The organism is Kribbella sp. NPDC004875, from assembly GCF_042873375.1.
Taxonomy (GTDB): Bacteria; Actinomycetota; Actinomycetes; order Propionibacteriales; family Kribbellaceae; genus Kribbella.
On record NZ_JBIALI010000005.1, the window covers coordinates 459982 to 479320 of the forward strand.

Sequence of the window (19339 nt, forward strand, 5' to 3'; positions counted from 1 at the left end):
TTCGCGCTAGACAGCAGAAATGTTCCGCAAACCCGCGACCGGACACCTCGGCGAGCACGGAGCGGCGTCGAGGAACGGGTGGGTACGCCGCATCACCTCGAGCACCTGTACGGCGGCCGCGCACGCCCGCTCCGTCACGTCGAACCACCCGTAGCGCAAGGTCGCCTCGGCTCGCAGCGTCGCGCGATTGTCCCGATCGAGATCCCGCCACCGCTGCCGCGGTACCAGATGCAGCCGGCCGTCGAGCTCCACGACCAGCCCGAACCCGTCGTAGTACACATCGGTGAACTCACCCTCGACTGCCCGCTGCCGGACGCCCCGCGGCAATCCGTGCCGCCGCTCGACATCCCGCAGATACCGCAGCTCCAACAACGAGTGCACTCCCTCTGCAACATCCGTCAAGATCGGCCGCAACGCTCGGCGATGACGCAGCCGTGGACGATCCTGCAACGCGTCCACGATGTCGGCCGGAACGACCCGTCCGCTCTGACACGACGCCGCGATCACCGCAGCGGCCTCGTCGAGCGATCGCGCGCTGCCCACGATGTCGAGTACGGCGTGCGCCGCCGTACGCCGGGGTGGCGCGAGCGCGGCCAGCCGATCCGCCCAGTGCGCGTCCCGGAGAATGACGACATCACGACGTGGCAGGACCCGCCGGTACTCCGGGATGGTCACGAACACGGGACGGGCCGGGTCCGGTGTGAGTAGACCGAGCTGTTCAGCGGCGGTGTAGTGGCTCCATGCCGCTTCTGGTCCCGCGTAGAGCAGTGCCGCGATCAAGCGTTCGGCGTACCCGATCGGGCCGGTGCGGGTGATGTACACGCCGGGGTGAACAGCACGCCAGCGTCTGCTCCGCAGCGGTCGCCTGATGCGAGGCTCCGTCCAGCCTGCCGCGAGCAGTTGGACACGCGACACGACCTGTGTCTGAGCGTGGATCAGCGCGTCGATGCCCACGTCGCGCAGTTGCCCCCGCCACCACCAATCCACCCGCCCACAATGAAGGATCACGCGCCCGCCCCGCAGGGCCCCTGTGGACAACTCTGGCTTCTCGGAAGTTATTCGTCAGTGGGTGGCGAATTCTTTCCGGAAAGGTGTGCCACGAGGAGGTCGATGCGTGCGTTGCGGTGGGTGGGGCGGAGGCGGGAGCGGTGGTTCAGGGTGGCTTGGCCGTGCAGGGCGCTCCAGAAGACCTCGGTGAGGGTTTCGAGGTCGTCGCCGGCGTACGGCGCGACGCCTGCCTGGATCTCTTCGAAGGCGGCGATGAGTGATCGTGGGCTGTCCGGCACACCGAACTGCAGTGCGGTCGGGCGGACGAACAGCGCCTCGTAGACCGCGGGGTGAGCCTCGGCGTAGTCGAGGTACGCGTGGGCGAGTCCGCTGAGCCCGCCGGATGAGCGCGCGTCCCGGAGTACCTCGGCCAGTTCGCCCGCGCCCTCGAGTGCGATGGCGTCCGCGATCGCGTCCATGTTCTTGAAGTGGCCGTAGAGCACCGGCTGGCTGTAGTCGACGGCGTCGGCGAGGCGGCGGGTGGTGACGGCTTCCCAGCCCTCGGACTCGGCGAGGTCGCGGGCGGTGCGAAGGATCAGGTCGCGGCGCTCCTCGCGGGCCCGCTCCCGGCGTGACGGGATCGGCATGGACCAGATCTTAGCACTGCTAGACAATCTAGCAACGACAGTGTTAGCGTCGCTAGGAAAGTTAGCGCTGCTAGTTCAAGGAGAATTCCGATGCGCCGCTTCACCACCGTCCTGACCGTCCTGCTCGCCGTCTTCCCGCTCACGTTCGGCACCCAGTTCCTGCTGGCCGGGCACACCGCCGCCCCGAACTTCGGGATCGCCGAATGGCCCACCGGTCTCGCCGCCGGGTACTTCGGCGTGAAGGGGATCCGCGACATCGCCCTCGGACTGAACCTGCTCGCCCTGTTCGCGATGGGTCAGCGCCGCGCGACCGGGGTGCTGATGGCGATCTCGGCGATCGTCCCGGTCACGGACATGATCATGGTGCTCAGCCACGGCGGCACGGCCGCGACGGCGCTCGGCATCCACGGCCTGACCGCGGCGGTCATGCTCGTCGACGCGTTCCTGCTGCTCCGCGAGCGCGCTGTCACGCCCGCGCTCGACGAGACCCTTCAGCCGGCCCACTCGTAGAGGTCGATCGTGCAGTACTCCCGGAACCCGAGCCGCTCGTACACCGACCGACCGGCCGCCGAGGACCCGAGTACGCCGTACTCCGCGACGTCACCCGCCGCACGCAGTACACCGTCCGTGATGGCGGCCCCGATCCCGCGCCGCCGCGCCTCCGGGACCGTCATCACGAAGTACACCCCGGCGACGCCGGCACCCAGGAACACCGTGGCCGTCCCGACCGGCGAGCCGTCCAGCCGGCCGACGTAGTGGCGCCACGGATCGCCGTACCCGAGCGTCCGGTAGACCGACGCGACCCACCGCGCCTCCTTCTCGCCCTCCCCGAATCCCTGGCCGAGCGTGGTCTCCCAGTCCGCCAGCCCCGCGTCGTCCGTCACCCGCTGAAGCTCCAGCCCAGGTACGACGCGCGGCGCCGCCAATGCCGAGATCTGAACCGCCATCCCAGGCTCGCCACCCCCGTGAACGAACCCCGCAGCCGTTAGCGCCGACCGATCGATCCGCATCGACGGCCCGACATGCCAGCATCCCGGTACGCCGTACTTCTTCAACTCCACCAGGGATTCCGCCACCACGTCGTCGGCGGCGGCCCGCACGACAGCGTTGTGATAGTCGAGCGGCGATCCGCCGATCGTCCACTCCGCCCGGTCGTCCGACCGCTGCACGCCACCACCCGCGGCGCCCATTGCCATCAGCAACTCGGCCGCGTTGTCCTCGATCGCCCGTACCAGTTCAGCGTCGTCCACCCGCCCAGTCTGCCGATCACGCGAAGCCGGCGCGACACCTTTCCACCCAGCCGCGGAACGATCCGGCCGGCCGGCCGAGTACCCGCTCGACGTCGTCGGTCATCATCTCCCCGCCACCGCTCCGGATCAGCTCCGCACCACGCATCGCCACGGACACCACCGCTTCGTCCAACCCGGCCGCCCGCAACTGCTCCGCATACACCTCCAGCGGTACGTCGACCACGCGCAACGTCAACCCAAGCACCTCGGACACGACGTCCACCTGCTGCGGAACGCTCAACACCTGCGGCCCCGTCAACGTGTAGATCCGCCCGTCGTGAGCACCCGAGGTCAATGCCTCAACAGCAACCGCCGCGACGTCAACGGGATCGACGAAGGCATGCCCACCGTCGCCCGTCTGGTTGGGGATCGCCTGCCGCGCCCGGACCTCCGGCGCCCACCGCAGCGCGTTCGACGCGAACCCGGCCGGTCGCAGGATCGTCCACGCGAGCCCACTCTCCCCCACCGCGCGCTCGCCCTGCGGTCGCCGAGCTGAGCCGCAGCACGCGCAGAGTGGACGAGACCGCTGCCCGGTTAGGAGTCAGCGAGCGGTACCTGCGCCGCGTCTTCCGGCAGGCGGTCGGCGTGTCGCCCAAGCACTTCGCCCGGATCAGCCGCGTACGCAGCGTGATCAAGCAGTCCGGCCGTTCCTGGTCCGACACTGCGGCGTACGTCGGGTACGCTGACCAGTCGCACTTGATCGCCGACTTCCGCGCGTTGATGCGTGTCACTCCGACAGCGTTTGCGACAGGTGAGGTGCCGCTGAGTAGGTGTTAGCCGGGGAGCGCGTTCCACTGGTCCAGTGTGGAAACGAGCAGCGTCGTCGTCGACAGCGCCAGGAACTCCGACCGCGTCACGAACCGGGCGTCGGACGCGTCGTCACCGGCCGTGAGAGTGCCGCCCACGGCCGTCGCCTCGTAGTCACGGATCACGTACAGCTGCCCGCGCGGCCCCGGTCGCTCGACCTCGCCGACCAGTTCCCCGACCGCGACCGTCAATCCGGTCTCCTCCGCCACCTCGCGGGCGACCGCGGTGGGATCGTCCTCACCGGGCTCGACCCGCCCGCCCGGGATCGACCACAGCCCGCGGCCCGGCTCGTGGGCTCTCCGTACCACGAGCAGCCGGCGCTCCTCGTCGTACACGAGGGCTCCCACACAGTCGACGCGCTCCATGCCCCCGAAGGATAGGTGACTTGTGCACAACTGCCAGGGCTCGTCGGTGAACGCGGATAGCATCAGCGGTGCAAGCTGACCAGGCGAAGGGACTCGGACCGCTCGTGCGCATCGACCTGCACACCCATTCGAACCGTTCGGACGGCACCGATCCGGTGGACGTCCTGATGACGCACGCGCAGCAGGCGGGGCTCGACGTGATCGCGCTCACCGACCACGACACCGCCGACGGCTGGGTGGACGCCCGGCGCGCGGCCGAGGAGCTCGGGATCGGGTTCGTGCCCGGCCTGGAGATCTCCTGCAAGCTGAACGGGATCAGCGTCCACCTGCTCGGCTACCTGCCCGACCCGGCGTACGCGCCGCTGGCCGCCGACCTGCAGGTGGTCCGTGACGGCCGCACCGACCGGATCCCGACGATCGTCGAGCGCCTGAACGGCCTCGGCGTACCGCTGACCGTCGACGAGGTGCTCGCCCAGGCGACCGGTACGCCGTCGGTCGGCCGGCCGCACGTCGCGGACGCCCTGGTCGCGAACGGCACGGTCGCCAACCGCAGCGAGGCCTTCGACAAGTACCTGGCCGACGGCCGCGCCGGCCACGTCCCGCACTACGCCATCGAGCCGGGGCGCGCGATCGACCTCGTCCGCGAGGCCGGTGGCGTCCCGGTGATCGCGCACCCGTGGGGCCGTTCGAGCTACAAGGTGATGACCGAGGACACCATCGCCCGCCTGGTCCAGGACCACGGCCTGGCCGGGATCGAGGTCGACCACCAGGACCACTCGCCGGAGTCCCGGGAAGCGCTGCGCGCGATCGCGAACAACCTCGGCATCATCTACACCGGCTCCAGCGACCACCACGGCGCCGGCAAGATCGACCACGACCTCGGGGTGAACAGCACCGAGCCGGACCAGTTCGAGCGACTGCTCGAGGTGGCCAAGACCAACGCCGCCGCCTCCGACGCACAGGTTCCCGAGGCCTTTCTTCCGTGAACAGTGTCATCAACTTCGGGCTGCTCAGCGAGGTGGTCGTCACGCTCTTCGTGATCATGGACCCGCCGGGGACCGTGCCGGTCTTCATCTCGCTGACCGCCGGGCAGTCCCGCGCGGTGCGGAAGAAGGCCGCGTGGCAGGCGGTGCTGGTCGCGTTCGGCGTGATCGTGGTGTTCGCGGCCTTCGGCCAGCAGATCCTGCACCACCTCGGCATCACGCTGCCCGCGCTGCAGTGCGCCGGCGGCCTGCTGCTCCTGCTGATCGCCCTGCAGTTGCTGACCGACACCGCCGAGGACCCGGTCCAGACCAAGAACGTGAACATCGCCTTCGTCCCGCTCGGTACGCCGCTGCTCGCCGGGCCCGGTGCGATCGTCGCGACGATGGTGTTCGTGCAGCGCGCGAACGGATCGCTCCCGGACGTGGTCGCGATCTCGGTCGGGATCATCCTGATCCACCTGGTGATGTGGCTGACGCTGCGGTTCTCCGGGCTGATCATGCGGCTGCTGGGGGAGAACGGCGTCCTGCTCGTCACCCGGATCGCGGGTCTGCTGCTGAGCGCGATCGCGGTCCAGCTGGTCGCGGACGCGGTCGCCGACTTCATCAAGGCGGGCTGATCGCCATGACCGACACCGGCGACATGCTCCCCGGGATGCCGACGCGGTTGTTCGTCGCGACGCCGACGAAGTTGCTGACGTTCGCGGACTGCAAACGCAAATACCGCTACACCTATCTCGAGTCACCGCGGCCGCCGAAGGGTCCGCCGTGGGCGCACAACACGGTCGGTGCGGTGGTGCACGAGGTGCTCGCCGACTTCTTCGGCCGCTGGCCCGCCTCCCGGCGTACCCCGGACGAGGTGGTCGCCAAGATGCGGTCGAGCTGGCGCAGCGAGGGGTTCCGCGACGACCAGCAGTCGCTCGACTGGCGGGACCGCTCGACCGAGATGGTGCTCGGCTACCTGCGCGACTCCGATCCGTACTACGAACCGCGCGGCGTGGAGCGCACGGTCGGGTTCACCACCGAGCGCGCGTCACTGCGTGGGCGGATCGACCGGATCGACGAACGGCCGGCCCGCGACGGCAGCGGCGGGACCGAGCTGGCGATCGTCGACTACAAGACCGGGCGCCGGCCGTTGACCTCGACGGACGCGAGGTCGTCGCTGGCGATGGCACTGTACGTGCTCGGCGCGCGGCGGGTGCTGCACAAGCCGTGCACCCGGGTCGAGCTCCATCACCTCCCGACGAACACCGTCGCGGCCGCCGACCACGACGACGCCTCGCTCGCGCGGCACCAGAAGCGCGCCGAGTCGATGGCCGACGACGCCGCGGCCGCCGAGGCCCGCTGGGCCGAAGGCCTGACCCCGGCGGAGGCCGACGAGGCGTTCCCCCCGGAACCGTCGCCGCTGTGCGGCTGGTGCGACTTCGCCAAGATCTGCCCCCAAGGCCGCCGCGAGTCCCCACCCCGCGACCCCTGGGCCGGTCTCGACGAACCCGCCCAGGTCCCGGCCGCCGACGTGAGCTGAGCCTCGCTGACGTCATCGTGGGCGTCGAGTGGACGCCGTGCCAGTGCCGTGTGCGTCCGGTGCCAGCGGGTCGGGGGAGTGTGAAGGTGAACGAAAGGGGTTCGCCTGATGGGTGCGAAGACTGTGAACAAGCTGGTGGTGCCGGGGGTGGCGCTGCACTACGAGGTGGCCGGGTCGGGGCCGGTGCTGCTGCTGATCGCCGGGGGCGGGACCGATGCCGCGGTGTTCTCCGGGATCGTCGGGCAGCTCGCGGCGGAGTACACGGTCGTGACCTACGACCCGCGAGGCAACTCCCGCAGCAGGTACGACGGTGACGCGACCGATGAGAGTGTCGAGCAGTCGGCCGCCGATGCGCTCGCGCTGATCGACGCGGTCGGCGGCGCGGAACCGGCGTACGTGTTCGGCACCGGTTCCGGTGCGATCACCGGCCTCGAGCTGATCACCCGGCACCCCGACCGGGTCCGGATGCTGGTCGCGCACGAGCCGCCGTGCACCGAGGTGCTGCCGGACGCGGCCGACGCGCGGGCGTTCTTCGACGACGTGTACCAGACCTACCGCGACGACGGGCTGACCGCGGCCGACGTGGTGTTCACGATGGGCACCGGGATGGACGACGACGCGATGCCGCCGCTCGAGGACCTATTGCCGGAGTACCGCGAGCTCGCCGAACGGATGCAGGCCAACGCGGCGAACTTCTACGAGCACAAACTGCTCCCGTTCACCCGCTACGTGCCGGATCTCGACGCCCTGCGGCAGGTCGCCGACCGCGTGGTGCCGGCGGCCGGCCTGGAGTCGTATCTACATCTGCCCGGGCGCCCGATCGAGGTCGTCGCGGACCACCTCGGCTGGCCCGTGGTGATGTTCCCCGGCGGGCACGGCGGATACTCCAGCCACCCGGCGGCGTTCGCGACGCACCTCGCGCATCTACTCCGGACCGACACCGTTTAGGCACCGGTCCGGGCGCGGGTCTGAGGGGTCCCGCGCCCGGATCGGTTATTCGGGCGACGGCCCGGTTATTCGTGTTGACGGTCCGGCGAGGTCCGGCGTACTGTCCCTCTTCTGCCCTTGACAATCGGCGTGGTCGAACCACGCCGTCACAGTGGTGTCCGAACCCCCGGGTCCTGATGGATTCGGGGCAGTTCCGCGTGCCGCTGTGCTTCTCGGACACCGCTAGGAGTGCGAGAGGAGGTAGTAGTGGGTGTCTACTGGGCGATCGCCGTCCGGTCCTTCCGGCGGTTCTCGACGTACCGGATCGCCAGCGTGTCCGGCATCTTCACCAACACGATCTTCGGGTTCATCCTGTGCGGCGTCTATCTGACCCTGTGGCGCGAACGGCCCGGGCTCGGCGGGTACGACGTACCTGACGCGCTGACGTTCGTGTGGTTGCAGCAGGGGTTGCTGATGCCGGTCGGGATCTTCGGCGCGACCACCACGAACGAGCTGGGGGAGCGGGTCCGCAGCGGCGAGATCGCGGTCGACCTGTACCGGCCGACGCAGCTGTTGCTGTGGTGGATGTCCGTCGATCTCGGGCGCGCCATGTTCCAGCTACTGGTCCGCGGCGGTGCCCCGTTGCTGGTCGGGGCGCTGGTGTTCGACCTCAGGTTCCCGGCCGGCGTGAGCCTGTGGCCGGTGATCGCGCTCGGGCTGGTGCTCGGGATCCTGGTCAGCTTCTCGATCCGGTACCTGGTCGCGCTGTCCGGCTTCTGGATCACCGATTCGCGCGGCATGGAGCACCTCGCGCTGGTGCTGTCGCTGTTCTTCGCCGGGACGATCCTGCCGCTGGTCGCGTTCCCCGGCTGGATCGGTACGGTCGCGCGCGCGACGCCCTGGGCCGCGACCATGCAGGTGCCGATCGACATCTGGCTCGGCCGGAACCCGGGTGGCACCGGGGCGGCGCTGGCGTTCCAGGTGGGCTGGCTCCTGGTGCTGCTGCTGATCGGCCAGTTCGCCACCACGCTGGCGACCCGGAAGGTAGTGATCCAGGGTGGCTGACCGTGTCCTCCGCGCGCCCGCGCAGTACTGGATGCTGATCGTGTTGTGGATCCGGTCCGCGCTCGCGTACCCGGCGTCGTTCGTGCTGATGCTGGTGAGCTCGATGCTGGTCACGGTGACGGACTTCATCGCGGTGCTGTTCATGTTCAGTCACATCACGTCGTTCGGCGGGTTCTCGCTGCCGGAGATGGCGTTGCTCTACGCGACGGCCTCGATGGCGCTCGGGGTGGCCGATCTGTTCACCGGATCGATCGAGCGGGTCGGCGAGCGGATCCGGACCGGCTCGTTCGACGGGTACCTGATCCGGCCGGTGCCCGCCTTCCTGCAGACCGCGGCCGACGGGTTCGCGCTGCGCCGGCTCGGCCGGCCGTTGCAGGCCGCGACCGTGCTGGTGCTCGCGCTGACCCGTCTCGACGTCGACTGGACCGTTGCCCGAGGCACCATGCTGGGCGTCTCGCTGATCGCCGGCTCGGTGATCTTCGCGGCACTGTTCGTGCTCGGGGCCGCGTTCCAGTTCGTCTCGGTCGACTCCGCCGAGCTGGCCAATTCGGTCACGTACGGCGGGCAGGCGCTGACGCAGTTCCCGCTGACGATCTTCGGCAAGGAGATCGTGCGGGCCGTGACCTTCGTCGTACCGCTTGCCTTCGTCAACTACTACCCGGTGCTGTTCGTGCTGGGGAAACCGGCCCCGCTGGGCCTGCCGTCCTGGATCGGGCTGCTGTCACCGCTGGTCGCCGTCGCGATGGTCGCGCTGGCGTCGCTGGCGTGGCGCGCCGGCCTTCGTCGTTACCGCAGTACAGGGAGCTGAGGTCATGCCAGTCATCGAGTTGTCGGATGTGTCCCGCGCGTTCACGGTGACGTCGCGGAGCGGATTACGCCGTACTCGGCGGGAGGTGCGCGCGGTCGACGGGCTGTCGTTCACCGTCGAACCGGGGGAGGTGGTGGGCTACATCGGGCCGAACGGTGCCGGGAAGTCCACCACGATCAAGATGCTGACGGGCATCCTGGTGCCGTCGGGCGGGTCGATCCGGGTGGCGGGCGTCGATCCGTCCCGGCACCGGTTGAAGCTGGCGAAACGGATCGGTGTCGTCTTCGGCCAGCGCACGACCCTGTGGTGGGACCTGCCGTTGAAGGACTCGTTCGCCGTCCTGCAGAAGATGTACGACGTTCCGCTCGCGAGGCACCGGGAGAACCTGGCGACGTTCGTCGAACTCCTCGACCTCGGCGACCTGCTGGACGTTCCGGTCCGGCAGCTGTCGCTCGGTCAACGCATGCGTGGCGACATCGCGGCCGCGTTGCTGCACGACCCCGAGATCGTCTACCTCGACGAGCCGACGATCGGGCTCGACGTGATCAGCAAGGCACGGCTGCGCGAGTTCCTCGCCGAGGTCAACGCGGAACGCCGTACCACGGTCATCCTCACCACCCACGACCTCGACGACATCGAGGCGCTCTGCACGCGGGTGATGATCATCGACCACGGCCGCCAGATCTTCGACGGCACCCTGCCCCAGCTGAAAGCCAGCCAGTCCGCACCCCGCACCCTGATCGTCGACCTGGCCACGTCCCTCCCACCCATCGAAATCCCCGGCACCACCGTCACCAAGGTCGACGGCCCCCGCCAGCACCTCACCTTCCCCGCCACCACCAGCGCAGCCCCACTACTCGCCGAACTAGCCGCCAACTACCCCCTCGCCGACGTCTCCATCACCGAACCCACCATCGAATCCGTCATCACCCAGCTCTACACCCCCGCCACCACGTAACCTCACTCGACGAACCCGGCAGCCATCGACAGAACGTCGGCCGGGTCCAGGGGGTTGGGGTCGGCACGCCACCCGACGAGGGCGTCGGAGTGACTTTCCTCGTCGAGGGTGCCGACGCCTTGAGCGATCAGTCGCCGTGCCTCAGCCGGCCCGATCGGCTCATAGGTGAACCAGCGCTCCATGTAGTAGTCGTTGCGCAGGGCATTGTTGTCGTGGAACTTCCCGGTGTTGGCGACGTACGAGTACATGTGCTCGTGCGCCAACGCCGCCACCCACACCAAGCGCTCGTCCTCTTTCACGAGATAAAGCTTCATCGTGCGACTCCCTTGCCCCGGTCACGGGCCGTCGTCAGCCTTCGGCCTTGCCCAGCCGCGTCAGGCCGCTGTCCGGACGGGCGCTGTTGGGAGTCACTGTAGTTCTTCACGACCACACGTCGTCCGCACAACTCCGCGAAGCCATCGATCCCACCCGGTGCCCGCAGTTGTGCCGACGCCTCGACGCAGCTCTCGCGAGCCGCGGCCCGTTCGTCGTCCGGGACGGTGGCGTCGCGCTCGATCTCGTACGAGCGGGTCGTCAGCTCCTTGACCCGAGCCGAGTCGACCGAGTGCCACTGAACCTCGACTCGGCCGATGTGCGGCGTGCGGAGATGGGCATGGATGCCTTTGTACCGCGATCCATCGGTGTATGAGTGCATCGCGTAGACGACCTGCCAACGATGGCCGGTCAGCGCTTCCGCGGTGCTATGTGCTGCCGCGACCAGTTCGTCGGGCGATTCGGTCAGGACGGTGTAGCGCAGCAGATCGTCGACCGGGCGGCGGTTGTCCGAACCCATCCAGCTCCGCAGCTTCCGCGCGAGCGAGTCCGGCGACTTGACCCGGCGATCCAGTTGGTACGGCGAACAGCCAGTGGGAATCGCGGCGAGGAAGTCGACCGTGACCTGCGGCTCCACAGCAACTGCGTCTTGGAGCAGTTCGAGGCTCCTCGCGGCGGCTTGCGCACCGTGGCGGTCGGTCAGGCCGGATGCGGAGAGTGAGCCGATGTCCCAGTCGAGTGGGTGGATGGTGTTGAAGGCTTGGTGGAGGGCGGTGGGGTCGGGCGGGCCGTTGGGTGCGCATGGCATCTGATCCCCCTGTGGTCGGTTTCTTTCGACCGTAGGGAATTGGCGTTGGGCTGTGGGGTGGTTCGGGGGATCTGTGGATAACTTGCGTTACGGAATGGGTGGGTGGGGTGACCTTGGGGTGGGGTGGTCGTTGAAATGCGGGTAGGGACCCAACCGGACGGGGTGGATCGGGGGTAGAGACGGTATGCCGACGATGACGGGTGAGCCGGTGGTGGCGGTCGGGCCTCCGACGGACGGGCCTGGGTTCGTGGCCTGGGTGCGGCCTCACCTCACGGCGATGGCCCGGCTGGCGGGGCGGCTCGCGGTCGGTGCCGACCGGGACGACATCGTGCAGGAGGCGCTCGCGCGGGCGTGGGCCAAGCGGTCGCAGTACGACGCCGAGCGCGGTACCCCGTCGGCCTGGCTGCTCGCGATCACCGCCGACCAGGCCCGCAAGGCGGTACGCCGTACGCGCGGGCCGCACCTCGAGCTGTCCGAGGACGCCGGACCGGTGTCCCGCCCGGATCTCGACGCGCGGATGGACGTCGACCAGGCGATCCAGTCGCTCGCGGCCCGGCAGCGCCTGGCGGTGGACTGCTACTACTTCGCCGACCTGTCGATCGCCGAGACCGCGGCCGTCATGGGCTGCTCCGAAGGCACCGTCAAATCCACTCTCTCCGACGCCCGCGCCCGCCTGCGCACGCTGCTGGAGGTCACCGAATGAGCCCGTACGGCGGGCCGGAGGACACCGCATGAACCCGGTTGACGAAGTCGACGACCTGCTGACCCGCGCGGGTCATCGCTGGCGCGCGGACCAGGCGCCGCCGCCCGAGCCCGATCTCGAGTACATGCTGAGCGGTGGACGCAAGCGCCGCCGCTGGGTGCCGGCGCTGGCCGCGGCCAGCGTGGCGGTGATCGCGGCCGGCGTCGTCGCGGTGCTGCCGGGACACAGCGCGACCCAGCCCGCGAGCACCCCGGCCGCGGGCGGGACGGAAGGCTTCCGCGGGCAGGGCGTGCAGAGCTCCCCGCAAGCGGTTGCTCAGAGCAACGACCAGCTCCTGGTGAAGCCGGGCGACAAAGTCCAGGCGAGTGGTCTGGTGATCGCCGCGCCGGGAAAGGCGCCGGTCTTCTGCCCGTTCGAGGGCGGTCCGGACATCGGGTACCCGCCGGGGAAGGAGCCGGCGCCTTCGTGTGCGCCGGAGTTCGCCGTCACGCTCAAGGGCGTGGATCTCGACCGTCTCACCGAGCAGCGGACGACGCACGGCGTACGCTCCGGCCGGGCGAAGCTCGTCGGGATCTGGGGCGACCGCTCGATCGACGTCCAGCAGCAGGCCGCGCCGGCCACCCCCGCGGCGTGGACCTTCCCGCCGCTCCCGTGCGCCGCGCCGGCCGGCGGCTGGGTCTCGAAGCCCAGCAACGTCAGCTCGCCCGCGGTGAACGCATTCCTGGCCGCACACGCGGACCAGATCTTCGGTCCGGTCATCCACTACCCGAACGGCCGGTCCCGCAACGCACCGGTCGTTGTCATGGTCGGCGTCGCGCACGGTGACCTGACCACGCTCCGCCAGGCCTTGGAGAAGGTGTACAGCGGGAACCTCTGCGTCGCACCCGTCCTGCTGAGCCGCTCCGACAACGAGCGGATCGTCGGCGCCGTGACGCCGCTGATGCAGGACAAGAGCCTCGGCATCCAGGGCACCGGCGGCTCGGATCCGGACGGTGGTCGCGCCAAGGTCTCGATGATCGCCTACACACAGCAGGTGAAGACGGCGCTCACGCCGATCGGCCTTGACGACTTGCAGGTCGTTCCCGTCGTCACGCCGGCGAAGTAACGCTCAGCTGGTCGTGAGACTCGGGTAGTCGTGGAAGAAGTCGACGAGCATGCGGGCGGTCTTCGCGGGCTCGTCGATGGCGGGTGAGTGGCCGGCGTCCGGGATGACCTCGGCCTCCACCCCGAGCCCGGCGGCCATTGCCTGCTGCACCGGGATCGGCCAGCCGTCGTCCTTGGCGCCGTGCAGCACCTGAACGCGGACGCCGGTCTTGGCGAGCTGCTCGGTCTTGTCCTCCGCGTCCGTCAGCCGGCGGGTGATCTCGGCCAGGCTGGTCGGCGCGTTGCTGGTGAAACGTTTGCGCAGAAACGCGGCGATGTCGGCCGGCGGAGCGACGTACCCGGAAGCCTGGCTGTCGTGGCCGAGTTTCATGTCGTACACCTGCTCGATCGGCAGGTTCTCCAGCCCGTACGCGAGCATCTGCAGGCTCTGCAGCGTCGCCTCGTCGGTGAACGCGGCCGGCCCCGAGCAGAGCAGGCTGATCGTCGAGAACACCGACGGGTCGGTCAGCACAGCCTCGCGCGCGACCAGCCCGCCGAACGAATGCCCGACCAGCTGGCTGTAGCCGCCCAGCGCCGTGCTCATCGCCACCACATCGGCACCGAGCTCAGCGAGCGAGTACGCCGACTTGTCGGCCGGCCCGGCGGTCTCGAACTGACCGCGCTGGTCGACTGCCACGGTCCGCCACCCGTAGCGGCACAGGTGGTCCACGAGCGGAGCGAAGTCCTCCTTGCTCCCCGTCCACCCCGGGACGAGCAGGACCGTACCGAGCGGCGTACCGATGTCGGGTACGGCGGTGAGCGTGGCGAACGCGCCACGGTCGGTCTCGAGGATCTGGGGGTGCACCCCGTCGGGCAGCGTCAACGTACGCGGCGTACTCACAAGTAGAAAGGGTAACCGGTCGCGGGGTACCGCCGCCTCGGCGCAACGACGTTCCGCGGTGCGGCACAATGGCCGGGTGCCTCGCACTCTCGCCGTCGCCAACCAGAAAGGCGGCGTGGCCAAGACGACCACCGTCGCCACCCTCGGCGCAGCCCTGGTCGAGCTCGGCCAACGGGTCCTGCTCGTCGACCTGGACCCGCAGGCCTGTCTGACGTTCTCGGTCGGCATCGATCCCGAGGACCTGGACAAGTCGATCCACCAGGTGTTGCTCGGCGGTGTCCGCACGCGCGATGTGCTGATCGAGTTCGAGGACGCGCCCGATCTGCTGCCGTCGACGATCGCGCTGGCGACCGCCGAGGTACGGCTCGCCGCCGAGAGTGGTCCGGAGCAGGTACTGCGTAACGTGTTGCGGCCGCTGCGGTCGTCCTACGACTGGATTCTCGTGGACTGTCCGCCGACGCTCGGCCTGCTCACCGTGAACGGGTTGTCGGCGGCGTCCGACGTACTGATTCCCTTGCAGTGCGAGACCTTGGCACATCGTGGCGTAGGGCAACTACTTGACACGGTCTACGACGTGCAGCGGCTGACCAACCCGGGTCTGCAGGTGCTCGGCGTCCTCCCGACCCTGTACGACGGGCGTACCACCCATGCCCGCGCCGTCCTGGAGACGATCGCGGACACGTACTCGCTGGAAGTCCTGCAGCCGCCGATCCCGAAGTCGATCCGGTTCGCGGAGGCGCCGGCGATCGGCGAGACGATCCTGAGCACCGCGCCGGCCTCGCCCGGTGCGGAGGCCTACCGGGCGCTGGCCGGCGCGCTGCTCGGCTGACCCGCTACTGGCTGCTGGTCGGGGTCTCCGGCGTGGTCGGCCGCCGCAACCGATGCCGGAACCGCCACAGCGGTACGGCGATGATCGCGATCAGCGCGAGGAACGGGATCATCGCCCCGACCGCCGTCGCCAGCGCGGAGAACGTGGCGGAGAAGGCGTGCCAACCGCCCTTCAGGCCGGCCAGGAAACCCTTGTCCGGCGCCTTCTCGACCATCACCGGCTTGCCCTTCTCGGTCAGGGTCAGCGTGAGCGTGGCCAGATCGGTCTGCAGGGCGAGGTTCTTCTGCTTCGCCAGCAGGGCTTCGAGGTCGGACTCACGTCGGGTCAGCTCGCTCTCGACCGAGACGATCTCGCCGATCGTGTTCGCCTTCGCCATCAGGGCACGCATCCGGTCCAGGCTGGCGCGCTGGGACTCGATCCGGCTCGCGACATCGACGACCTGCTCGGTGACGTCGGTCGACTCCTGGTGGATCTGCAGGCGTTTGCCGAGGTCGGAGAGGCGCTGGATCGCGGTCTCGAACGACTTGGTCGGGACCTTCAGGACGAGGTTCGCCCGGGTCACCTTGCCGTCCGGGTCGCTGCCGGTGTCCTCCGACGCCACCTGACCGTCGAGACCGGCGATCGCGGTGACGGCCTTCTGCCGCATCGCGGAGACGTCGTCGCCCTCGACCGTCAGCGAACCGGTCTTGATGATCGCGCGGGTGATCTCCGGATCGTTCTGATTGCCGGACGTGCCCGAGGCCTGGGTCTTGGCGGCCTGTGGCCGGCCGGCTTGCGGTTGCCCGGCCTCGGGTTGCGCCTTGCCGCTCGCTTCACCGGAGTCCTGCTTGGCTGCCGGTGCGCTGCTCGCGCTCTCGCCGCCACCGGCTCCGCATCCGGTGAGTAACACGACTCCCACCGCAGCCAGTACGGCCGTCATGGCTCTGATCCGCCCCATCACCCAGCCCCTCTCTCGTGGTTTCCGCCCTAGGACGGCCCACGCGGGGCTGGGTGTTGCAGCCTCAGATCACCATTGGGAAACGGTCACTCCGGCGCACTGAAGATCGGCGCCGTCGGCGCCTTCTTCGCGGCCTTCTTCACGGTCTTCTTCGCAGCCTGCTTGGTCGCCTTCTTGGTCGCCTTCTTCGGCGCTGCCTCGGGTGCTGCCTCAGGTGCAGTCTCAGGCGCAGTCTCAACTGCTGCCTTCGGCGCCGCCTTAGCCGTCTTCTTCGCCGTCTTCTTCGCCGCAGCCGCCTTCTTGGCCGCCCGCTTCACCGGCTTCTCCGCGTCACCAGCCGCCTCAGCCGCAGGCGCCGCCGCCTCAGCCGCCGCAGCCTCAGCCGCCGCCGTCTTCCGCGCCCGAGTCCGCTGAGCAGGCTTCTCCGCCGGCTCGGCAGCGTCTGCTGCAGCCTCGGCAGCCGTCGCGCCGGCTTCAGCCGTGGTGCTCGCCGCAGCCTTCCGCGTCCGCGTGCGCTTGACCGGCTTCTCGGCCGACTCGGCGGCACCTGCCTCGGGTGCAGCCGTCGTGCTCGCCGAGGACTCGACCGTCGCGGCGGCGTCTGCCGTCGTGCTCGCCGCGGACTTCCGCGTCCGCGTGCGCTTGGCCGGCTTCTCGGCCGACTCGGCGGCACCTGCCTCGGGTGCAGCCGTCGTGCTCGCCGAGGACTCGACCGTCGCGGCCGGTTCCGTCGTCGTGCTCGCCGCGGACTTGCGGGTCCGGGTTCGCTTGGCCGGCTTCTCGGCCGGCGCCTCGACGCTGTGGGCCTCGACGCTCTCGGCCTCGACACTGCGGGCCTCGACGACCTCGGGTGCGGCAGTCCCGCTCGCGACGGTCTCGGTGGCGGCGGTCTCGGTCGCGACCGTCGTGTCAGCCGGCGTGCGGTCCGCGGGCCTGCGGTTGCGGGTGCGTTTGCGCGGCTTGCGGGCCGGCGCTTCCTCGGCTCCCGGGCCGTCCGTGACGGCTGGGACCTCGGTCTTCGTCGTGACGTCGGCGAGTTCCTCGACCGGCTGGCCGGCGCGGGTCCGTTTGCGGCTGCGGTTCCGCTTCCGTCCCGGCCGGTCGTTCTCGCGCTCGGGCCGTCCACCACGACGACCAGCACCACGCTCGTCGCGCGCCTCGGCGACCTCCTTCGGCGCGCGCGGCGGACGGATCCGCCCCTTCGCGTCGGTCGGGATGCCGAGGTCGTGGTACAGCTCCGGCGAGGTGGAGTAGATCTCCTGCGGCTCGTCGTACGGCAGGTCGAGCGCCTTGTTGATCACCTTCCACCGGGTGAGGTCCGGCCAGTCGACGAAGGTGACGGCGATGCCGCTCGCTCCCGCGCGCCCGGTCCGGCCGATCCGGTGGATGTAGGTCTTCTCGTCCTCGGGGCAGGTGTTGTTGATGACGTGCGTGACGCCCCCGACGTCGATACCCCGCGCGGCGACATCGGTACAAACCAGTACGTCGATCTTGTCGCCGCGGAACCGGGTCAGCGCCCGCTCCCGGGCCTGCTGGTTCAGGTCACCGTGGATCGCGGCGGCCTTGAAGCCGCGGTCGATCAGGTCGTCGGTCAGCCGGGACGCCTCGCGCTTGGTCCGGCAGAAGATCATCACCCGGCCGCGGTCGTCGGCCTGCAGGATCCTGGCCACCACCTCGGGCTTGTCCAGGTCGTGCGCGCGGTAGACGAACTGTGCCGTGGTCGGCACCATCTGAGTGTCCTCGTGCGACTCCGCGCGGATGTTCAGCGGGTGCCGCATGTGGGTGCGCGCCAGGCCGATCACGGCCGACGGCATCGTTGCCGAGAACAACATCGTCTGGCGCAGCTCGGGCGTCTTGCGGAGGATCCGCTCGACGTCGGGCAGGAAGCCCAGGTCGAGCATCTCGTCGGCCTCGTCCAGGACGAGCACCTTGATGTGCCCGAGGTCGAGTACGCCGCGGTTCGCCAGGTCCAGCAGGCGTCCCGGCGTACCGACGACGACGTCGACGCCGCTCTTCAGGGCGTCCAGCTGCGGCTCGTAGGCGACACCGCCGTAGATGGTCAGAACCCGCACGGTGCGCACCGTGGAGGCTGTCGTCAGATCCTTCGCGACCTGAATGGTCAGCTCACGGGTCGGGGTGACGACCAGCGCCTGCGGCTTGCCGGGGGCGGCCAGTTCGTCGTAGTCGGGCTCGCCGGGGGAGATGGTGCGCTGCAGCAGCGGAATACCGAAGCCGAGGGTCTTGCCGGTACCGGTGCGGGCCTGGCCGATCAGATCGGTGCCCATCAGGGCCACCGGGAGCGTCATCTCCTGGATCGGGAAGGGTTCGACGATACCGACGCGGTCGAGCGCGTCGCAGATCTCGGGAAGCACCCCGAGCTCTCGGAAGGTGGTCAGGCTGATCGCCTCTCACATGCTTGTACGGATAGATGCTCAGTGGCCGGGCGCCTGGGGTCTCGAGACCCCGTTCGTGAGGCGCGGGGACACTGTGCAAGCACTCCGCACCAGCTTGCCCGTCTGGGCGCGTCACCGGCGAATCGCTCACCAGTGTAACCGCAGCAGCTGTCAACGCCGCTTCGTGTGGCGTGCGCCACTCGTGGCGCCGGTGCCGCGGATCGGCGACGGGACGAAGTGTGGCACGCGCCACGCGCGCTCGGGGGCAGATAGGGTGCCGGGCATGGAGCAGACGGCCTTTGATGATCCCGCCTACCGGGCCGCGGCGGTGGATCTGCTGGGTGTGCTCGCGTACGGCGAGCTGACCGCCTTCGAGCGGATGGCGGAAGACGCCAAACTGGCGCCGACGCTGGACGACAAGGCGGAGCTGGCGGCGCTGGCGACCACCGAGTTCGGGCACTTCCAGCGCCTCCGGGACCGGCTCGTCCAGCTCGGGGTGGACCCGATGGACGCGATGCGCCCGTTCGTCACGCCGCTGGACGCCTTCCACGACCACACCGCCCCGTCTGACTGGCTGGAGGGTCTGGTCAAGGCGTACGTCGGGGACGGTCTCGCCAACGACTTCTACCGGGAGATCGCCTCGTTCGTCGACGCCGAGACCCGGGCGCTCGTGCTCGAGGTGTTCGCGGACTCCGGCCAGGCCGAGTTCGTCGTCGACCGGGTCCGGGCGGCCATCGACGAGGACCCGAAGCTCGGCGGCCGATTGGCTCTGTGGGGCCGCCGCCTGGTCGGCGAGGCGCTCAGTCAGGCGCAGCGGATCGCCGCCGACCGCGACTCCTTGACCGCCCTGCTGGCCGGCAGTGTCGACCGCCCCGGTCTCGACCTGGCCGCGATCGGCCGGATGTTCACTCGCTTGACCGAGGCTCACACGGCCCGGATGACCGCCCTCGGCCTGCAGGCCTGAGAAAGCGCAACGGCCGCCTGCCCTGACGGGCGGCGGCCGTTGAGCGGTGAC

23 protein-coding genes are annotated in these 19339 nt (G+C 69.6%); 13 read left to right on the plus strand and 10 right to left on the minus strand.

Features of this window, described 5'->3' with window-relative positions:
• Window positions 1-6 precede the first annotated feature (6 nt).
• Together ACFYRH_RS28705 and ACFYRH_RS28710 are read right to left on the minus strand one after the other, a co-directional pair.
• Window positions 7-987, minus strand: a complete 981-nt coding sequence (locus tag ACFYRH_RS28705) for a hypothetical protein (protein WP_387781864.1) — start codon at window positions 985-987, stop codon at window positions 7-9.
• A gap of 68 nt (window positions 988-1055) precedes the next feature.
• Window positions 1056-1634 carry a TetR/AcrR family transcriptional regulator gene (locus tag ACFYRH_RS28710; RefSeq protein WP_387781866.1) on the minus strand — a complete coding sequence of 193 codons (579 nt, stop codon included), beginning with the start codon at window positions 1632-1634 and terminating at the stop codon, window positions 1056-1058.
• A 90-nt stretch (window positions 1635-1724) separates the two neighbouring features.
• On the opposite strand from ACFYRH_RS28710, the gene ACFYRH_RS28715 reads away from it, so the two are divergent.
• Entirely contained in the window at window positions 1725-2144 is a 420-nt protein-coding gene (locus ACFYRH_RS28715; protein WP_387781868.1) for a DUF4267 domain-containing protein, read from the plus strand.
• On the opposite strand, the gene ACFYRH_RS28720 is transcribed toward ACFYRH_RS28715, so the two are convergent.
• Window positions 2126-2884: a GNAT family N-acetyltransferase gene (locus tag ACFYRH_RS28720; protein WP_387781870.1), complete on the minus strand. Its 759-nt coding sequence runs from the start codon at window positions 2882-2884 to the stop codon at window positions 2126-2128. The two genes, ACFYRH_RS28715 and ACFYRH_RS28720, sit on opposite strands and share 19 nt — an antisense overlap.
• Window positions 2885-2900: 16 nt before the next feature.
• A complete protein-coding gene (locus ACFYRH_RS28725) occupies window positions 2901-3389 on the minus strand; it encodes a hypothetical protein (RefSeq protein WP_387781872.1) in 489 nt (162 codons plus the stop codon).
• Between the two features lie 47 nt (window positions 3390-3436).
• On the opposite strand from ACFYRH_RS28725, the gene ACFYRH_RS28730 reads away from it, so the two are divergent.
• Window positions 3437-3700 (plus strand): helix-turn-helix transcriptional regulator, encoded by a 264-nt coding sequence (locus ACFYRH_RS28730; protein ID WP_387781874.1) that lies wholly within the window; start codon window positions 3437-3439, stop codon window positions 3698-3700.
• On the opposite strand, the gene ACFYRH_RS28735 is transcribed toward ACFYRH_RS28730, so the two are convergent.
• Complete coding sequence (locus tag ACFYRH_RS28735) at window positions 3697-4095, minus strand: NUDIX hydrolase (protein WP_387781876.1); 399 nt, start codon at window positions 4093-4095, stop codon at window positions 3697-3699. The genes ACFYRH_RS28730 and ACFYRH_RS28735 overlap by 4 nt on opposite strands.
• A 104-nt stretch (window positions 4096-4199) precedes the next feature.
• On the opposite strand from ACFYRH_RS28735, the gene ACFYRH_RS28740 reads away from it, so the two are divergent.
• From ACFYRH_RS28740 to ACFYRH_RS28770, 7 genes are all read left to right on the plus strand, one after another.
• The gene (locus tag ACFYRH_RS28740) at window positions 4200-5081 is read left to right on the plus strand and encodes a PHP domain-containing protein (protein ID WP_387782548.1); all 882 of its coding nucleotides are present in this window, start codon (window positions 4200-4202) and stop codon (window positions 5079-5081) included.
• Window positions 5078-5695: a MarC family protein gene (locus ACFYRH_RS28745; RefSeq protein ID WP_387781878.1), complete on the plus strand. Its 618-nt coding sequence runs from the start codon at window positions 5078-5080 to the stop codon at window positions 5693-5695. Before ACFYRH_RS28740 ends, ACFYRH_RS28745 begins: the two co-directional genes overlap by 4 nt.
• 5 nt (window positions 5696-5700) lie before the next feature.
• Window positions 5701-6600 carry a RecB family exonuclease gene (locus ACFYRH_RS28750; protein ID WP_387781880.1) on the plus strand — a complete coding sequence of 300 codons (900 nt, stop codon included), beginning with the start codon at window positions 5701-5703 and terminating at the stop codon, window positions 6598-6600.
• 108 nt (window positions 6601-6708) lie between these two features.
• Entirely contained in the window at window positions 6709-7548 is an 840-nt protein-coding gene (locus ACFYRH_RS28755; RefSeq protein ID WP_387781882.1) for an alpha/beta fold hydrolase, read from the plus strand.
• A 246-nt stretch (window positions 7549-7794) separates the two neighbouring features.
• A complete protein-coding gene (locus ACFYRH_RS28760) occupies window positions 7795-8592 on the plus strand; it encodes an ABC transporter permease (protein WP_387781884.1) in 798 nt (265 codons plus the stop codon).
• Window positions 8585-9400, plus strand: coding sequence for an ABC transporter permease (locus tag ACFYRH_RS28765; RefSeq protein ID WP_387781886.1), 816 nt, complete (start codon window positions 8585-8587; stop codon window positions 9398-9400). The genes ACFYRH_RS28760 and ACFYRH_RS28765 overlap by 8 nt, the downstream gene beginning before the upstream one ends.
• A 4-nt stretch (window positions 9401-9404) precedes the next feature.
• Window positions 9405-10358: an ATP-binding cassette domain-containing protein gene (locus ACFYRH_RS28770; protein WP_387781888.1), complete on the plus strand. Its 954-nt coding sequence runs from the start codon at window positions 9405-9407 to the stop codon at window positions 10356-10358.
• A 2-nt stretch (window positions 10359-10360) separates the two neighbouring features.
• Here ACFYRH_RS28770 and ACFYRH_RS28775 read toward each other — a convergent pair whose 3' ends face one another.
• Together ACFYRH_RS28775 and ACFYRH_RS28780 are read right to left on the minus strand one after the other, a co-directional pair.
• A complete protein-coding gene (locus tag ACFYRH_RS28775) occupies window positions 10361-10672 on the minus strand; it encodes a hypothetical protein (RefSeq protein ID WP_387781890.1) in 312 nt (103 codons plus the stop codon).
• Window positions 10669-11478 carry a hypothetical protein gene (locus ACFYRH_RS28780; protein WP_387781892.1) on the minus strand — a complete coding sequence of 270 codons (810 nt, stop codon included), beginning with the start codon at window positions 11476-11478 and terminating at the stop codon, window positions 10669-10671. The genes ACFYRH_RS28775 and ACFYRH_RS28780 overlap by 4 nt, the downstream gene beginning before the upstream one ends.
• Before the next feature lie 184 nt (window positions 11479-11662).
• Here ACFYRH_RS28780 and ACFYRH_RS28785 point away from each other — a divergent pair, with 184 nt between their 5' ends.
• Window positions 11663-12181, plus strand: coding sequence for an RNA polymerase sigma factor (locus ACFYRH_RS28785; protein ID WP_387781894.1), 519 nt, complete (start codon window positions 11663-11665; stop codon window positions 12179-12181).
• A gap of 28 nt (window positions 12182-12209) precedes the next feature.
• Window positions 12210-13286 (plus strand): hypothetical protein, encoded by a 1077-nt coding sequence (locus tag ACFYRH_RS28790; RefSeq protein ID WP_387781896.1) that lies wholly within the window; start codon window positions 12210-12212, stop codon window positions 13284-13286.
• Between the two features lie 3 nt (window positions 13287-13289).
• Here ACFYRH_RS28790 and ACFYRH_RS28795 read toward each other — a convergent pair whose 3' ends face one another.
• A complete protein-coding gene (locus ACFYRH_RS28795; RefSeq protein ID WP_387781898.1) occupies window positions 13290-14165 on the minus strand; it encodes an alpha/beta fold hydrolase in 876 nt (291 codons plus the stop codon).
• Window positions 14166-14241: 76 nt separating this feature from the next.
• Here ACFYRH_RS28795 and ACFYRH_RS28800 point away from each other — a divergent pair, with 76 nt between their 5' ends.
• Window positions 14242-14994, plus strand: coding sequence for a ParA family protein (locus tag ACFYRH_RS28800; RefSeq protein ID WP_387781900.1), 753 nt, complete (start codon window positions 14242-14244; stop codon window positions 14992-14994).
• Between the two features lie 4 nt (window positions 14995-14998).
• On the opposite strand, the gene ACFYRH_RS28805 is transcribed toward ACFYRH_RS28800, so the two are convergent.
• Both ACFYRH_RS28805 and ACFYRH_RS28810 read right to left on the minus strand, forming a co-directional pair.
• Complete coding sequence (locus ACFYRH_RS28805) at window positions 14999-15913, minus strand: DUF4349 domain-containing protein (protein ID WP_387781902.1); 915 nt, start codon at window positions 15911-15913, stop codon at window positions 14999-15001.
• 104 nt (window positions 15914-16017) lie between these two features.
• Window positions 16018-18303 (minus strand): DEAD/DEAH box helicase, encoded by a 2286-nt coding sequence (locus ACFYRH_RS28810; RefSeq protein WP_387781904.1) that lies wholly within the window; start codon window positions 18301-18303, stop codon window positions 16018-16020.
• Between the two features lie 304 nt (window positions 18304-18607).
• On the opposite strand from ACFYRH_RS28810, the gene ACFYRH_RS28815 reads away from it, so the two are divergent.
• Complete coding sequence (locus ACFYRH_RS28815) at window positions 18608-19288, plus strand: ferritin-like fold-containing protein (RefSeq protein ID WP_387781906.1); 681 nt, start codon at window positions 18608-18610, stop codon at window positions 19286-19288.
• The last annotated feature ends 51 nt before the right edge of the window (window positions 19289-19339 follow it).

Bases quoted from the DNA above. Each gene is read 5' to 3' on its own strand.
- ACFYRH_RS28805 (WP_387781902.1), bottom strand. From the start codon at position 15,913: ATGACGGCCGTACTGGCTGCGGTGGGAGTCGTGTTACTCACCGGATGC.
- ACFYRH_RS28775 (WP_387781890.1), bottom strand. From the start codon at position 10,672: ATGAAGCTTTATCTCGTGAAAGAGGACGAGCGCTTGGTGTGGGTGGCG.
- ACFYRH_RS28785 (WP_387781894.1), top strand. From the start codon at position 11,663: ATGCCGACGATGACGGGTGAGCCGGTGGTGGCGGTCGGGCCTCCGACG.
- ACFYRH_RS28750 (WP_387781880.1), top strand. From the start codon at position 5,701: ATGACCGACACCGGCGACATGCTCCCCGGGATGCCGACGCGGTTGTTC.
- ACFYRH_RS28735 (WP_387781876.1), bottom strand. From the start codon at position 4,095: ATGGAGCGCGTCGACTGTGTGGGAGCCCTCGTGTACGACGAGGAGCGC.
- ACFYRH_RS28770 (WP_387781888.1), top strand. From the start codon at position 9,405: ATGCCAGTCATCGAGTTGTCGGATGTGTCCCGCGCGTTCACGGTGACG.
- ACFYRH_RS28710 (WP_387781866.1), bottom strand. From the start codon at position 1,634: ATGCCGATCCCGTCACGCCGGGAGCGGGCCCGCGAGGAGCGCCGCGAC.
- ACFYRH_RS28715 (WP_387781868.1), top strand. From the start codon at position 1,725: ATGCGCCGCTTCACCACCGTCCTGACCGTCCTGCTCGCCGTCTTCCCG.
- ACFYRH_RS28780 (WP_387781892.1), bottom strand. From the start codon at position 11,478: ATGCCATGCGCACCCAACGGCCCGCCCGACCCCACCGCCCTCCACCAA.
- ACFYRH_RS28790 (WP_387781896.1), top strand. From the start codon at position 12,210: ATGAACCCGGTTGACGAAGTCGACGACCTGCTGACCCGCGCGGGTCAT.
- ACFYRH_RS28815 (WP_387781906.1), top strand. From the start codon at position 18,608: ATGGAGCAGACGGCCTTTGATGATCCCGCCTACCGGGCCGCGGCGGTG.
- ACFYRH_RS28755 (WP_387781882.1), top strand. From the start codon at position 6,709: ATGGGTGCGAAGACTGTGAACAAGCTGGTGGTGCCGGGGGTGGCGCTG.